At 46.9% G+C, this 15,743-nt stretch carries 15 protein-coding genes; 4 read left to right on the forward strand and 11 right to left on the reverse strand.

What is annotated here, in order from left to right; translation table 11 throughout:
- Positions 1–510: 510 nt before the first annotated feature.
- The gene (locus DESGI_RS12985) at positions 511–1,188 is read left to right on the forward strand and encodes a response regulator (RefSeq protein WP_006521851.1); all 678 of its coding nucleotides are present in this window, start codon (positions 511–513) and stop codon (positions 1,186–1,188) included.
- Positions 1,189–1,314: 126 nt separating this feature from the next.
- Positions 1,315–2,922: a peptide chain release factor 3 gene (locus tag DESGI_RS12990; protein ID WP_006521852.1), complete on the forward strand. Its 1,608-nt coding sequence runs from the start codon at positions 1,315–1,317 to the stop codon at positions 2,920–2,922.
- A 46-nt stretch (positions 2,923–2,968) separates the two neighbouring features.
- Here DESGI_RS12990 and DESGI_RS12995 read toward each other — a convergent pair whose 3' ends face one another.
- Positions 2,969–4,510, reverse strand: a complete 1,542-nt coding sequence (locus DESGI_RS12995) for a YifB family Mg chelatase-like AAA ATPase (RefSeq protein WP_006521853.1) — start codon at positions 4,508–4,510, stop codon at positions 2,969–2,971.
- A 351-nt stretch (positions 4,511–4,861) separates the two neighbouring features.
- Between DESGI_RS12995 and DESGI_RS13000 the strand changes: the two genes are divergently transcribed.
- Together DESGI_RS13000 and DESGI_RS13005 are read left to right on the forward strand one after the other, a co-directional pair.
- Positions 4,862–5,143 carry an acylphosphatase gene (locus DESGI_RS13000; RefSeq protein WP_006521854.1) on the forward strand — a complete coding sequence of 94 codons (282 nt, stop codon included), beginning with the start codon at positions 4,862–4,864 and terminating at the stop codon, positions 5,141–5,143.
- A 117-nt stretch (positions 5,144–5,260) separates the two neighbouring features.
- Positions 5,261–5,659, forward strand: a complete 399-nt coding sequence (locus DESGI_RS13005) for a hypothetical protein (RefSeq protein WP_006521855.1) — start codon at positions 5,261–5,263, stop codon at positions 5,657–5,659.
- Positions 5,660–6,274: 615 nt separating this feature from the next.
- Here DESGI_RS13005 and DESGI_RS13010 read toward each other — a convergent pair.
- From DESGI_RS13010 to DESGI_RS13055, 10 genes are all read right to left on the reverse strand, one after another.
- A complete protein-coding gene (locus DESGI_RS13010; protein WP_083940028.1) occupies positions 6,275–6,622 on the reverse strand; it encodes a YraN family protein in 348 nt (115 codons plus the stop codon).
- Between the two features lie 15 nt (positions 6,623–6,637).
- A complete protein-coding gene (locus DESGI_RS13015; RefSeq protein WP_006521858.1) occupies positions 6,638–7,090 on the reverse strand; it encodes a C-GCAxxG-C-C family protein in 453 nt (150 codons plus the stop codon).
- A gap of 128 nt (positions 7,091–7,218) precedes the next feature.
- A complete protein-coding gene (locus tag DESGI_RS13020; RefSeq protein ID WP_006521859.1) occupies positions 7,219–8,415 on the reverse strand; it encodes a vWA domain-containing protein in 1,197 nt (398 codons plus the stop codon).
- A 4-nt stretch (positions 8,416–8,419) separates the two neighbouring features.
- Positions 8,420–9,298, reverse strand: a complete 879-nt coding sequence (locus DESGI_RS13025) for an AAA family ATPase (protein ID WP_006521860.1) — start codon at positions 9,296–9,298, stop codon at positions 8,420–8,422.
- Positions 9,299–9,409: 111 nt separating this feature from the next.
- A complete protein-coding gene (locus DESGI_RS13030; protein ID WP_006521861.1) occupies positions 9,410–10,864 on the reverse strand; it encodes an NADH-quinone oxidoreductase subunit N in 1,455 nt (484 codons plus the stop codon).
- Positions 10,865–12,385: a complex I subunit 4 family protein gene (locus DESGI_RS13035; protein ID WP_006521862.1), complete on the reverse strand. Its 1,521-nt coding sequence runs from the start codon at positions 12,383–12,385 to the stop codon at positions 10,865–10,867.
- On the reverse strand, positions 12,385–14,319 hold the full coding sequence (gene nuoL, locus DESGI_RS13040) for an NADH-quinone oxidoreductase subunit L (protein WP_006521863.1): 1,935 nt from the start codon (positions 14,317–14,319) through the stop codon (positions 12,385–12,387). The genes DESGI_RS13035 and nuoL overlap by 1 nt, the downstream gene beginning before the upstream one ends.
- A gap of 33 nt (positions 14,320–14,352) precedes the next feature.
- Positions 14,353–14,667 carry an NADH-quinone oxidoreductase subunit NuoK gene (nuoK, locus tag DESGI_RS13045; RefSeq protein ID WP_006521864.1) on the reverse strand — a complete coding sequence of 105 codons (315 nt, stop codon included), beginning with the start codon at positions 14,665–14,667 and terminating at the stop codon, positions 14,353–14,355.
- Positions 14,654–15,208 (reverse strand): NADH-quinone oxidoreductase subunit J family protein, encoded by a 555-nt coding sequence (locus DESGI_RS13050; RefSeq protein ID WP_006521865.1) that lies wholly within the window; start codon positions 15,206–15,208, stop codon positions 14,654–14,656. Before DESGI_RS13050 ends, nuoK begins: the two co-directional genes overlap by 14 nt.
- 3 nt (positions 15,209–15,211) lie before the next feature.
- A complete protein-coding gene (locus tag DESGI_RS13055) occupies positions 15,212–15,742 on the reverse strand; it encodes an NADH-quinone oxidoreductase subunit I (RefSeq protein ID WP_006521866.1) in 531 nt (176 codons plus the stop codon).
- Between the last annotated feature and the right edge of the window lies 1 nt (position 15,743).

The following is a 15,743-nucleotide window of genomic DNA, read 5'->3' on the forward strand; positions in this document are numbered from 1 at the left end:
TGGATTAACCTTTTTAGGTTAAATCTTTTTAATCGCCGGTCCGGACCCAGACAATGGAAATTGTGCAGCTTAAATTACAATTGTGACAACGTGATAAGTAAGCTGATATATACAATTGGTTCAATATTGACAATAGTGGTACACCGGTGCACCTGTTTTTAATTAAGCTGAACTTACTTATTAAGCAGGTTATGGTTATAGAACAGTTATATGGAGTAATTAATAGTCGTTTGTCTAAAATTTATAAACACAAGGCTTTTACCAGCGTTAAATGGTATCAATTTTGCAAATTATTTAAATTAGAAATTAAAATTCAGCACGCATTAGATGTCATTACTAAAGTTTATTATAAACTCCCTTTTCCACCTTTCAGCCGCATTCTTTATGATCATAGTCTTTTTAATAACTACGGCTTAGTCAAACAATTCAAATTAAACGGGGTAATCCAATAGCCAAAAGACCAATAGAATTACCTGTCGATTTAGAGAAAAGTTTAGGAGGAGAGGTATCTTGTCTAAAATCAATTTAATGATCGTAGACGGACATACAATGATTAGAAAAGGTTTGACTGCCATGCTCAGCACCTGCGAAGATATCCATATTGTGGGCAGCTGCGAGGACAGCGAGGAAGCAAACAGGATGGCACGCAGGATAAACCCCAATGTTATACTGATGGATATGAAAATGGGAGATATTAACGGTATTGATACGGCAAAGCAGATAATCGAGGATCGTCCAGATATAAAAATAATTTTCCTTACAGTTTTTGAAAACATGGAATTCATGCGCCAGGCTCTGCAAGCCGGGGCGGACGGGTATATTTTAAGACATGTTTCCAGGGAAAAACTTATTGATTCCATTCGCAGGGTATCGTTAGGGGAAAAAATTATAGACCCCACAGTTATCAATACCATAGTCAATGATTATATTAAATTATCCCAGGTAGCCATTATACCCGAGAGCACTCAAAAACAAACTATAAAATTCACTTCCAGAGAAAAGGAAGTATATTCCCACCTGGCCAAAGGTTTAACCAATAAAGAAATATCTACAGCAACCAATCTATCCGTAAATACAATAAAAACACACCTGCGCAATATTTTTCGCAAATTACATGTTAAAAACCGCTCCCAGGCGATTAACCAGGGGAAAAAATATTTTAATTCCGTTCATTATAATTACAATTAATAATCTGCATTAACAATCATAGTGAACTCCTTTAAATAATCACACTGGCCATATCATTATGTTATACTAAAGGATAATTAACTTCACATTGAAGTTTTACATGCCAAGACAATATTGGAGGAACTTATGAGCCAGCATGCCTTAAAGACAAGTACCAGTGAACTGGAATCTGAAGTTTCCCGGCGACGTACTTTTGCTATTATCTCTCACCCGGATGCCGGGAAAACCACCCTGACTGAAAAATTATTACTTTATGCAGGCGCCGTTGACCTGGCAGGCGCGGTGCGGGCCCGCAAGAACCAGCAACACGCCACCGCTGACTGGATGGAACTGGAGCAGCAAAGGGGCATTTCCATTACCACCGCTGCCCTGCAATTCGATTGCCGGGGATACCGGATCAATCTTTTAGATACCCCGGGTCACCAGGATTTCAGCGAAGATACTTATAGAACGCTAATGGTTACGGACAGTGCAGTGATGGTACTGGATAGCGCCAAAGGCATAGAACCCCAAACCCATAAATTATTCCAGGTTTGCCGGCTGCGGCGCACCCCCATTCTCACTTTCATAAATAAACTGGATCGCCCGGGGCGTGACCCTTTAAGCCTGTTAGATCAAATCGAACAAGAATTGAGAATCGGACCTGTACCTATGAATTGGCCTATTGGCAATGGGCCGACATTTAAAGGAGTATACGACATTTCCAAACAACAAGTACTGCTGTTTGGACGGACCAATCACGGACAGCACCGGGCTCCCGTGCAGGTACATGACCTATACGACTCGGTACTGATAGATTTGCTGGGCCATGCTGAACATAAACAATTAGTGGAAGAAATAGAGCTTCTGGATGCAGCAGGTGCTTCCTTCAATTTGGAACAGTTCCTGGCGGGTAATATAACCCCGGTATTTTTCGGCAGTGCCATCAACAATTTTGGTCTCGACCCTTTTCTTCAGGCGCTTCTTGATTTGGCACCAGCACCCGGCCCACGGGTGAGCAGTCGGGGCATGGTTGAGCCGACCCGCGAGGAATTTACCGGGCAGATTTTCAAAATCCAAGCTAACATGGACCCCCAGCACCGGGATCGGGTTGCCTTTATGAGGGTATATTCCGGACGCTTTGAAAAAGATATGCAGCTGTATCACTCCCGCCTACAGAAGAAAGTGCGCATGACCAGAGCTTACCGTTTCTTTGCCCGGGAGCGGGAAATAGTGGAAGAGGCATTTCCAGGCGATGTGGTAGGCTTAGCCAACCCGGGACTTTTTAACATCGGTGACACTTTATGTTCGGGGCAACTTATTAAATTTGATGACATACCCCGTTTCGCACCTGAACACTTTTGCATTTTGCATAACCAGCAAATATCTAAATACAAGCAGTTCAACAAGGGCATTGAGCAATTGGTGGAAGAAGGCGCTATCCAGGTGCTTTTCTTTACGGACAGTTTACGCAAGGAACCTGTGCTCGCAGCTGTTGGAGAACTGCAATTCGACGTGGTAGTGGCGCGGCTTGATTCGGAATACGGTGTAGCAACATCTATAGAAAGACTACCTTTCACATGCGCCCGCTGGGCTCTATGCAGCCCGGAAAAACAAGCCGGCATTGTCTGGCCCAGCCGAAGCAAACTTGCCCGCGACCGGGAAGGACGGTTAGTAGCACTGTTCTCCTCAGACTGGGAGGTAAACTTCTGTTTGGAGAAAAACCCCGGCTTGACATTACAGGAATTGGGCTAATTAGCATGGGAAAAGCCGTGGAATATGCAAACACCACGCATAGCTCTCAACGATACCAGCACCGTGTCTCCCTGTATTTCATTTCCATTCCCCTGTACTGAATGGCTTCAGCCACATGCTCGATCTGTATTTGTGCACAGCCTGCCAAATCGGCCAGGGTGCGTGCAACTTTGATAATTTTATTATGGGCCCGGGCGCTTAATTTTAGACGATTAAAGGCAGCACGTAATAATTCCATGGATTCCTTGTTCAGCAGGCAGTGTTTTTTTAATTGAGCCGGCGACATATCGGCGTTGCACATTTCTTTGCCAAAACGGGCTGTCTGCATTTCCCTGGCCATCTGCACCCTTTGGCGAATGATTTCCGAACTTTCACCCGGTGGACTGTTTTCCAAGTCGTTAAAAGTGATACAGGGTACATCTATCTGGATATCAAAGCGGTCCAGCAATGGCCCGGAGAGGCGGTTTAAATATCGCTGCACTTGCAGTGGCGTGCACGAGCACTCCTTCTCTGCATCGCCTAAAAAGCCGCAGGGGCAGGGATTCATAGCCGCAATGAGCATAATTTTGGCAGGATAGGTAACCGAGGAATGAACCCGAGAAATGGTAACCACACCGTCCTCCAAGGGCTGGCGCAATGCTTCAAGGACATCCCTCTTAAATTCGGCAACCTCGTCGAGAAAAAGGACACCCAGGTGGGCCAGGCTGATTTCACCCGGTCGGGGGTATTTACCACCCCCGACCAGCGCCGACATTGATGTATTATGATGCGGTGAACGAAAAGGTCGTTCCGTAATCAAAGGTTGATTGGATTGTAGTAATCCTGCCAGGCTGTACAGATTGGTTATTTCCAGTGCTTCATCCAGTGACAAACCAGGTAATATACCGGGTAACCGGCGGGCCAGCATGGTTTTTCCCGAACCCGGGGCACCAAGCATTAGAATGTTATGTCCACCAGCGGCCGCCACCTCCAGTCCGCGCTTAACGGCCAACTGTCCGCGTACCTCGGACATATCCCCTGTAATACTACGACTTGTCCAAAATTTGTGGGCATCAACCATATGGGGATTTATGATATCTTCACCTTTTAAGTGGCGGATTAAATGGACCAGGTTGGCAGCGGGGTAAACTTTAATGCCCTGGATCAGGGCAGCCTCATCGGCATTTTCAGCAGGCACAACAACTTGATCGTAACCATCACAGGGCAGCAGCGAGACCCGGGGTAAAATACCGTTTAAACCACGAATTGAACCGTCTAAAGAAAGTTCACCTAAAAACATATAGTCATTTACCAAACCGGGGGCAATTTGTTCCGTCGAGGATAGTATTCCCAGGGATATGGCCAGGTCATAGACCGGACCCTCCTTTTTGAGATCCGCCGGTGCCAGGTTAACTGTGATGCGTTTGGCAGGAAATTCAAATCCGGCGTTTTTTATTGCAGCGCGTACCCGGTCCTTAGCTTCCCGCACCGCGGCATCCGGTAACCCCACAATATCAAACCCAGGTAAACCCCTTGATACATCCACTTCCACCCGGACGATATAACCTTCAAGGCCGTTTAAGGCTAAGCTTCTGACAATGGTTAGCATAGTAATATACCTCCGCCTTTTTTTTCGTCATAACCATTGCCAATCCCTGCTATTTCAGGTTTTTTTCGTGAACAGTAGCTAAAAAAAATTACCTGTAAGGAAGTTTTTTTGCAGATTGTGCAAACCTATACCTATTGTCGATTAACATAATTGGTTTTAAAGTGAAATACTGACTGACAAAGTTGACGGTAGTAATATAAAATAATGTTGACGTAATATATTAAATTGTTTATTCCATTAAGATTGCCTTGCTGTAATTAGAATTGACAATTGCCAATTAATCATACCGAAGAAAGTAGTGTACTTTTTGTGATAACCTTTTTATTATAAATTAACAGAGGTGATGCAAGGATGGCTATAAAACATGTTTTTATTTCCGGCCGGGTGCAGGGAGTCTACTATAGGGATTATACTAGGCGTGAAGCGGAAAAACTGGGTGTTAAGGGATGGGTACGCAACTTGCCCGACGGAAGGGTGGAGGCAATTTTTGAAGGACCTGACGAGGCGGTGGAAAGGATGATTACCTGGTGTCACCAGGGATCACCACGTGCCGAGGTAATCAGAGTGGAAGTAGCGGAGGCAAGCAACCTAGAATTAAAGGAAAACTATATTGACTTTAAAATAACCGGGTAATTTTTGCATATAGGGATTGACATGCTAGCGCCACCCTGGAAATTCATGCCGCATGGGCAGCACCAGTCAAAATATAAAACATAAGCGGCACAGTCTATTTATTATGAGGTGATATCAATGAATAACCATCCATTGTTACTGGTACAGAGGCAATCTGAACCAATAAGCAATACCGGCGAAGAGGAAATTATCGCCATTGCCGTATACGGGAATGGCGTTGATGTACCCATATCAGTGTCAACTCAGCGAGTATTCGCCGGAGAAAAACCATTTCGTTTTCCAACCGAAATAACCAAAGGGGCAACCAAGACCAGAATTGTTTACCGTTACACTGTAGCGCAATGGCACGAATTACTTGAAACCACCACTCTGTCATCATCGGCCGAATCTTTAAAACAGCTCATGATTCCTATGTTATTACATATGAAACAAAGTTTCCCTGATGTATTCGAGGACATTGCTTTTGACTGCGAAAATAGCGCTGATCAATATGCAGAATTAATCATCATGGATTAGCTTTATAACAGCACTTTACACCCCCGGTTAATGTCACGTTTTATGTTGTCACACGGTAGCACCGGTTGTTGGTACCCGCTGAGCCTGAAAATCAGAGCGTCTTTGGGGACAGCTCTTTTTGCGACGGAGCAGGTTAAAAACAAATTAAAGGAGTGGCACAAAAAGACTTGCAAAAAAGCAGCTGAAAGCCTATTTAAGGCGCAGCTGCTTTTTAATTTAAATTTCACAAATATTGCAAATATTAAAATCCACTATGTTTATTAAAAAACTAATTAAAAGCTTAATTCAATACAGCCCTTTTGGGTATATTTTTTTAATCCGACACAGCTCTTTCCCCAGTAAAAACTGCACAATCGGCATTCCAGGCATATTTGTTCATGATTTTGGGTTTGCGTTGCCATAATAAAACCCCCCTACTTTTATTGATACCATTTTAGTACCAAAACAGGCAACGCTCAACAATCAGTCCATGAACCGGCAAAAAATTATGTTTAATGGGTGCAAACAGGGGTTAACATGCTTAGACTACCCTTTATTAGCCAGCCGGGACGGTAATTTTAACGGCGGTAAGTTGGATAAGTTGTTACTGATGGGATACACATAGTGTCAAAGGCGCTAAAATGCATTTTCAATATGAGTTATAGTTGTTTCCCCGGCACAATAAAGGGCTACCACATCAAAACGCACGTCTAAATTTTTATAAGGCCTCAATGCCAAATATACCTGGGCCAGGCGCCGTAGTTTTTTTATTTTAGCAGCTGTAATACTTTCCTGGGGCAAGCCGCACGATGCGCTGCTTCTGGTGCGCACCTCCACAAAAACAAGATAATTACCCTCCCGGGCAATAATATCAATCTCACCCAGACGGCACTTGAAATTACGCTCAATAATTTGCAACCCTTTTCTTTTCAGGTATTCAGCAGCAATGTTTTCTCCTCGAATGCCCAGCCGGCGTCTTAACATAGTCACGCTAATTACCTACTTTCCCCGGGGCAGCAAATCCTTGTCAATTAAATATTCGGTTAGCAGCTTGGCGGTATTGCCTGTAATTTTCAAGCAATTGACCATATGCTCACGACTGTCAATTTCATGAGGATTTAACACCCGGCAGCAGGTAGCACCGTACTTTTGCTCAAACCGGTCATGCAATTCCCTGGAAAGCCGGTAACAAACGTCCCTGTCCTGCATATCGGTACCAGTACGCCCTTTAAGCAAACTAAGTACAGCCGCCGATGCAGCAAGAGCCCCGCACATGCAACCGGCATGCCCCAGTCCGCCCCCAAAGGCAGTAAACATTTTAACTAAACCAGGGTCTACTTCCGGTGCCACCAATTCCCGAAAAGCCAGAAAAATTGATTCAGCGCAGTTATGTCCGTCTTTAAAATTTTGCCCGGCCTTGTTTCTCATTTGAATTGCTAAATCTTTATCCATGCTTTCACACTCCTTAATAAGATTTTTTATACATGCTATTAAATCAGAGTATATAACAGTATTTAAGTAAATTTACCCCTCCCTTGGCTTAGTTATAGGAAGGGGTATTAATTTTACGCTATTCATATTTACCTTTTAACCCTGAGCTTTTTAATGGCCGCATTCAGGCCGTCTAAAGTAAGTTCAAACATAGGAAATATTTCAGAAACTAAACCGATGGTGTATCTCCCCTCGACCCTGCCCCAATACTGCTTGGGAATGGGGTTAAGCCACACACAATGTTCAAAGTGGCTTGCCAATCTTTGCATCCATACCTGGCCGGGTTCCTCGTTTTCCGCCCACCAATCCAGCGCTCCGTAGGGCATAAGTAGTTCCCCGGCCCCCATGCTGGCATCCCCTACCATGATAAGCCGGTAATCTGAATCATACTGGCGCAAAAAATCATAAGTGCTTACTGAATTGCGCTTCATACAAAAGGGATCGTTAAAAATAACTTCATAAATACAGTTATGATAGTAATAAAACTGCAAATCACGAAAATGCGTGGACTTGTTGGCTGCATTGAATAACTGGCTACAGAGCCTCTGGTAAGGGTTCATTGAACCACCGGAATCCATAAGGATAAGTAGTTTAATTCTATTCTTGCGCTCCCTGGCCCATACCAACTCCAGCATTCCGGCTTTACGTCCGGTGGCATCCACTGTGGCATCCAAATCAAGCACATTTCGCTCACCTTCTACTGCCGTACTCAGCAAGCGTAATTTGCGCAGGGCCAGCTCAAACTGCCGGGTAGTTAATGTTTCATCCGACCGGAAATCCCGGTAGGCACGCTCGGCAGCCACCTTGACCGCTGAACGGTTTACCGATTGCCCCCCAATGCGCACACCGGCCGGGTTGTAACCGGAATGACCGAATGGCGAGGTGCCTCCCGTGCCTATCCATTTGCCCCCGCCATGATGCTGCTCCGTCTGCTCCTTCAAGCGTTCAGCCAGTTTTCTTTTTAATTCCTCCAGGCTCCAGTCTAAATTCGGCTTTTTATCCGCCTGATCAACCAACCGCGGCGGCAACGCGTTTTCCAGCCATTTAAGCACCTCTGCAGTTATTTCCGGTGGTGTTTCAATACCCTCAAAGCATTGCAGAAAAGCACGGTCAAAGGCGTCGTACTGTGTTTCGCTTTTTATCAACACCGAGCGGGCTAAATAGTAAAAGTTAATTAAACTGCTATTGGCTAATCCACGCTGCAGCGCCTCCATCAATGTTAACCACTCTGTAAGAGCAACGTTAACACCTTCCCGACGCAAGCCATAAAACAGGCTGGTAAACATTCTATCAACTCCGCCAGTAACTGGTAATATTTTTCTTTCCTGCCGTTCGGGCGTCCCCGGCTTCACCACCGTGCTTGCGTTGCCATAACGCCATGTCGTTATCCTTTTTAAGAAGCACCCCTGGAAGAGGTATCTCTTTTTCAATTATACGCGGGTCAATACCACCAACCGCCAGAGCCTGTACCCAGTCCAAAAGCTCGCTGGTGCTGGGTTTTTTCTGCAATCCAGGCAGGTTTCGGATGCTGTAAAAGGCGTTGACAGCGGCACGAACCAGCTCTTTTTGCAGATTCGGGTAGTGTACATTAATAATTTGGCGCATCATTTCCTCATCCGGAAAGGCAATATAATGGAATATACACCTGCGCAGAAAAGCGTCCGGCAGTTCCTTCTCGGCATTGCTGGTAATGGCCACGATGGGTCGATGCCTGGCCGTAATTGTTTCGCCGGTCTCGGGAATATAAAAACTCATCTGATCCAATTCCCACAGCAAGTCATTGGGGAACTCTATGTCAGCTTTATCAATTTCATCAATCAGCAATACAACCCGCTCATCGGAAATAAATGCCTCGCCCAGCTTACCCAGTTTTATATACTGCTTGATATCGCGCACGTCACCTTCACCGAACTGGCTGTCGTATAAACGCTGCACTGTGTCGTACACATATAACCCATCCTGGGCCTTGGTGGTGGATTTGATGTTCCAGATCAGCAGTTGCATGTTTAAATTATCAGCAACGCTTAGTGCCAGCATAGTTTTACCGGTACCCGGTTCGCCCTTGATTAAAAGCGGGCGGTTAAGAGCCGCAGCTACATTGACAGCACTGATTAGTTCTTGTGATGCAATATACTTATCCGAACCTTGATATGCTGTGTTGTTATTCATAATTCCCTCCATATTGGTTAAATGTAACATTATTATATCACGAATTATGAACTGGCTGCACAATAAAAAAGCCCCTACCAACAGGTGAGGGGCTTTTTGTTATAGTTTATGCTAGTGCAGAAAGAATGTATGGGCGGCGTTATTAACCACCTCGGAGAGCGGTCCCGGATAGACACCGATGACCAGTGTAGCGATCGTGGCAACAATCAATGTCACGGCTACAGGACTGGATACCTTGATGGGGGTTGCATCAATGGGATCATCACGATACATGACCAGTGCCACCCGCAGGTAATAATACACTGACACCATGCTCATAATCAAACCAATAAATACTAACCACAGGTAACCGTCCACAATGGTCTTGAACAAATAGAATTTGCCTGCAAAACCGGCCAGGGGAGGTATACCGGCCATACTTAACAGCGCCACCAGCATCACCGCCGCCATCAGAGGAGAGCGCTGGGCCAAACCGGCATAATCCTTCAGTTCATCACTTCCGGTGTTGTTGTAGAAGTAAGCCACCACGGTAAAGGCAGCCATTGTAGCAAATACATACAGGAACGCGTAGAACATGACACCCTTGATACCAGCTTCTGTAGCAGTAACCAGTCCCACCATTATATAACCTGCCTGGGCTATACTGGAGTAGGCCAGCATCCTTTTGATGTTGGTTTGAGGTATGGCCACCAGGTTGCCGACAATAATGGTTACCGCGGCCAGAATGGCAATCACCATAGCCCAGCTTTCCCATATACCCGGCAGGCCGGCAATGAATATCCGCAAAATAATAGCCAGCGATGCCGCCTTGGAACCCACGGCCAGGTACGCCGTTACCGGAGTAGGAGCACCTTCGTAAACGTCAGGTGACCACATATGGAACGGCACAGCGGATATTTTAAATCCAAGACCGGCGATAACCATCACAACAGCCAGCATCAGCGCAGGTGATAGAGGCTGCATGGCGATAATTCTGCTTACCTCAAGTATGGTTATGCTGCCGGTGAGGCCATAGATCAGGCTTAATCCATACAGCAGCACTGCAGAGCTCATACCGGCCAGCAATAAATACTTAATGCCTGCCTCCACTGACTTGGCATCTGTTTTGCGAAAGCAAACCAAAATGACAAATGACAGAGTCATTAATTCCAGGCCGAGGTAGAAAGTGATAAAGTCTCCCGCCGAGGCCATGACCATCATACCCAAGGTAGCAAATATAGTAATGCTGTAATACTCGGACTGGTTGCCCATTTTATCAACAAAGCGCATACAGCCCAGTATCACCAACGCCGCCGCCGTCAGGAAAGTTATTTTCCAAAACAGCGCGTAGTTGTCCAGCAGGTACATACCATTCAGCAGTTCCCGCTTTTCACCCCATAAGGAAACGGCCACAGCCAGTATGCCCAGTATACCCAGCAGGCTGACCCAACCCAGTCCGTGCTTGGAGCCTTTGGGCACAACAATGCCCAGTATGAGCACGCCAAGTGCCAACACGGCGGTCAGCATTTCCAATGTCAATGCAGAAGGGTTAAACGGTAACGTTAAAGCAAACATATCAGCTGGCATTTAAAACTTCCCCCCTAACTGGAGCGCGTCGCTTATCGCAGCATGCAGGGGCACGACGCCGCTGTTAATCATGTCGAACAACAGGGAGGGGAGGAAACCTCCAACCACCAGTACGGTACCCAGTACAACCAAAGGCACCATTTCCGGTCCCCTGATATCTTCCAGGTGATCATATTCCGCACGCGGCGGGCCAAAAAGGGTGTTGGCACCGGCACGCAGCACATAAAGAGCCGTGATAATGATACCCGCAATACCGATAACCGCCAGTCCGCCGTATACCTGGTAACTGGCAATGAAGATGGTAAATTCGGGAATAAAGCTGACTAAACCGGGCAATCCCAGGGAAGCCATGGCTGCCATCATGAATCCCACAGCCAACCGCGGCGTTTGCCGGGCCAGGCCGCCCATATCCGGAATCCAGCGGGTATGAGTTTTTTCGTAAATAAAGCCGATCATAGAGAAGAACAAAGCCGCCATTACACCGTGTGCAAACATGTTGGCCACTGCACCGTTCAAACCAATGACATCCAGGCAGGCTACGGCCAAAATGACATAGCCCATGTGGCTGACACTGGAATAACCGACGACATATTTAAGGTCTTTCTGGGCCAGGGCACCCATGGCGGCGTAGGCCACGCCAATCACACCAAGTACGGCCATATACGGTGCCCAGAATGAAGCACCCAGCGGCAGCATATAAACAGCTATTTTCACTAAACCATAGCCACCGATTTTTTTCAACACGCCGGCGTGGATCATACTAACCGCAGTAGGAGCACCGGCGTAACCATCGGGTGACCAGGAGTGGAACGGCCACATGGATATCAGTGAACCAAAACCAAGGAGCATCAGCGCAAACAGCCAAATTTGATCAAATCGTTCCAGCTGCTGCGCCACAACGGCCATCCCGGTAAAACTCATATCCGGAGCCCCGGCCAGGGCAGTGGTTTTAACGAACAGGGCAATAACGCCAACCAGCAGGAAACCGCTTCCGATGAGCAAATACATGGTCAGTTTCATACCGGCATATTCCTTGGTAACCCGCTTTGAGCTACCCCAAATAACCACCATAATATAAATGGGGATAACCACCACTTCATAGAACAGCAGGAATATGAACAGGTCGTGGGCGATAAACGTGCCCATAACACCGGCAATCAACAGCAGCAGCAGTATAAAGAATTCCTTGGGCCGGTTATTGATATTCCAGGAGGCAAAAATCGCTGAAAAACCAATCAAGTTGGTCAGCAGCAGCATGGGTAAGCTGATGCCGTCCACGGCCAGGAAAAAGGTAACGCCCAAATCTTTAATCCATGGCATGTCATGTCCGAAAACAAACTGCAGACCACCGATATCCTGGTTGTAAGCAAAGTAGGCATACAGACTTAAGGCGAGGGATATAAACATACCCACAGCGGCTACACTCTTAATCAGTATGTTTTCTTCCTTTGGTATAAACATCAGAACTAATGACGCAACCAGCGGTGCCAGCAGAATGGCTAACAGGATAGGAAAATCCATTACTTAACACCTCCCAGAACCAGGCTGGCGGCGGACGGACCGGTAAAGGCCATTAATACAGCCACAGCCAACACGCCAAGGAAGAAAATCAACACATAGTTCTGCATCCGACCGGATTGGAACACACGCAAACCATCCCCGGACAGCTTGGCGAAGGCACCAAACCCGTTCACAATATTGTCCATTACGTAAATGTCAAACAGGTAAAACAGTTTGGCTGTGCCGTCCACCAGCGCGTGATTGAACCACAGGTACAGCTCGTCAATGTAGTATTTATTGCAAAGCATCCGGTATACGGGACCGAACCATTTAGCCATAGCTTTGGCCCGTTTCTTTTCAGCATCCTTCAAATACAATGTATAGGCCAAATAGATACCGCTACCGGCCAGCACTATTGACAACAGCATGGCTCCATAATTAGCCGCAGCATGGTGCGGATGCCCGAAGTAAATCCACTCCGCCCACACGTTGTGCCAGGGTGTACCCAACCAGCCGGCGCCTATGGCACCCACTGCGAGAACCACCAGCGGAACGGTCATGGTCCATGGAGACTCTTTGGGATGATTGGCGGGATTTTCTTTGCCGAAGAATGCCAGGAAAATCATTCGCCACATATAAAACGCAGTTAAAAACGCGGTAAACGCCGCCATGGCAAACAGCACGTAATGTCCTTCGGCCAAAGTAGCAACTAAAATTTCGTCCTTACTCCAAAAGCCCGAAAATGGTGGTATACCGGCAATGGCCAAACCGCCAATGACAAATGTCCAGGCAGTAATGGGCATTTTCTTAACCAGTCCACCCATTTCCCATACATCAGCCTTGTGGTGCAGGGCAACCAGCACACTACCGGCACCCAGGAACATCAAGGCCTTGAAGAAAGCGTGGGTCCACATGTGGAACATACCCGCGGTCAGGCTGCCCACCCCCAGGGCCAGCATCATATAGCCCAGCTGGCTGACGGTGGAATAAGCAAGTATCTTTTTAATCTCCCGCTGCGTAATAGCAATGGTCGCAGCAAACAGCGCGGTAAAGGCGCCGGTGACGGCCACCAGCTGCATGGCCGACTCCACTTCATGGAACAGGAACATGGTGCGGCCAACCAGGTATACACCGGCCACGACCATGGTGGCGGCGTGGATCAGCGCGCTGACCGGAGTAGGGCCTTCCATAGCATCCGGCAGCCAAACGTGCAGTGGAAATTGACCGGATTTACCGATCGGTCCTATAAATACCAACACGGCAATCAATGTAAGCATGCCGAAGGTGGTATATTCTTCAAAGTCAGCAATTCTTTCACCCAGTTCGGTCAGGTTCAGCGTGCCAAATATTATTTGCAGCGCCAAAATACCCAGCAGCAGACCAAAGTCCGCCACCCGGCAGGTGACGAAGGCTTTTTTGGCTGCCTCCCGGGCTGATATCTTGTGGGTATAAAAACCGATCAACAGATATGAACATAGTCCCACCAGCTCCCAGGCGATAAACATTTGCAGCAGATTGCTGGAAATAACCAGCAGAAGCATGGAGGCACCGAACAGTGACAGGTAAGAAAAGAATACTGAGAAACCATCTTCTCCATCCATATAGCCGATGGAATACAAAAAGATGAATGTAGATATAAACGAAACCATGACCATCATCATGGCCGATACAGGGTCCAGCTGTACCCCCACGTCTATTTGCAAATTAGGCATTCCCGGCAGTCCCAGGGAAAACCAGCGCGTGGCGTAAACCAGCGGTTTTTCCGCATACTCATGATTGGTAAAAATCCCGTACGCCGCCAGTGTGGCAATGACACAGGACAAGGCCATTGATCCCACCGCCACGATGGCACTTAACTTTTGCCATGGCCGGGTGAGAAAAACTATTACCACAAAGGCAAGGGCGGGAAGGAGCGGCACCAACCATGCATGCTGCATTGCATATTCAACAAGCATTATTTAAAAGCACCTACCTTCACTTTTAAAATCCTACCATTTCAGCCAGTCGAAGTCATCCAGATTCACTGACAGCTTATTGCGGTAGATGGCTATGATAATGGCCAACCCTATACCCACTTCAGCGGCGGCCACGGTAATGACAAAAATAGAAAATATTTGTCCGACAAAATCCGTTGGGGTAATGTACTTACTAAAAGCCACCAAATTGATATTCACCGCGTTCAGCATTATTTCAATACAAATCAATACGGCCACGGCATTGCGCTTGGTGAGCACACCGAACAGGCCAATACTGAATAGAAGGGCCGAAAGTATCACATAATGGGTCAGGCTAATTGTGAGCATTGGCCTTCACCCCCTCATCCACGGCAACTGCACCGGCATCATCTCTGGCTATGACAATGGCACCAATAAGCGCCACCAGTAAAAGAATGGCCACTACTTCAAACGGGATTACATATTTGCTCATTAGCAACGCACCAATGGCGTGTATGGTGTTTTCAGGCACCGCTTGCGTCGTCACAAGCTCAGTCCAGGCGGTACGACCGGCAAATACAGCACACATGGCCACCACCAGGGCCACCAGACCGGCACCTGCAAACAGCTGACCATTGAACAAATTGGTATTCTTCATATCAGGCCTCTGGATCAGCATGACACCGAATACCACCATAATACAAACAGCACCGGCATATACCAGCACTTGTATAGCGGCTATAAAGTCGGCATCCAGCAATAAAAACAGCCCGGCCATGGATATGAAGGTAACAGCCAGAAACAAAACCGAGTGTACAATATTACGTGCAAACACCACCAGTGTGGCATTGCCCAGAATAGTAACAGTCAAACCGTAAAATGCAATTACGCTATATATACTGGTTTCCATCGGTTACTGACCCTCCTTATCGGGAGCCTTGCCGGCGGCAACCTCGGATGCGGCAGCAGGCACAGATTTATCAACCTTGGCCTTGGGTTTAGGCTTAACTTTGTCCCCACTACCTGCCTTGGCCGCCGGTTCTTCTTTCTCCACCGGTTCAGCGGGTGCTTCGCGCTGTACCAAAACAACCGGAAGGTTATCGTAAAAATATTGGTTCATATTAAATATCGCAGTAAAATGCAGTGCATCTTTGGGACAGGCTTCCACACACAACCCGCAGAACAGGCAGTACTGGACATTCTGTACATAATCAGTTAGAAACTGTTTTTTACCAACCTTCTGTTTCTTCAACTCTATTACCTTGTTTGGACAGGCATTGACACACATTCCGCAGGCTATGCATTTATCAACTTCTATAGATAACCTTCCATGAAAGCGCTCCGGCACCGGGGGCTGCTCTTCCGGGTACTGAATAGTTACCTTGGGTGTCCAAAACTCTTTCCAGGTAATCACTAAACCTTTTACTAATCCTTTACCAAACATA

It is taken from the genome of Desulfoscipio gibsoniae DSM 7213 (assembly GCF_000233715.2).
Classification (GTDB): Bacteria; Bacillota; Desulfotomaculia; order Desulfotomaculales; family Desulfallaceae; genus Sporotomaculum; species Sporotomaculum gibsoniae.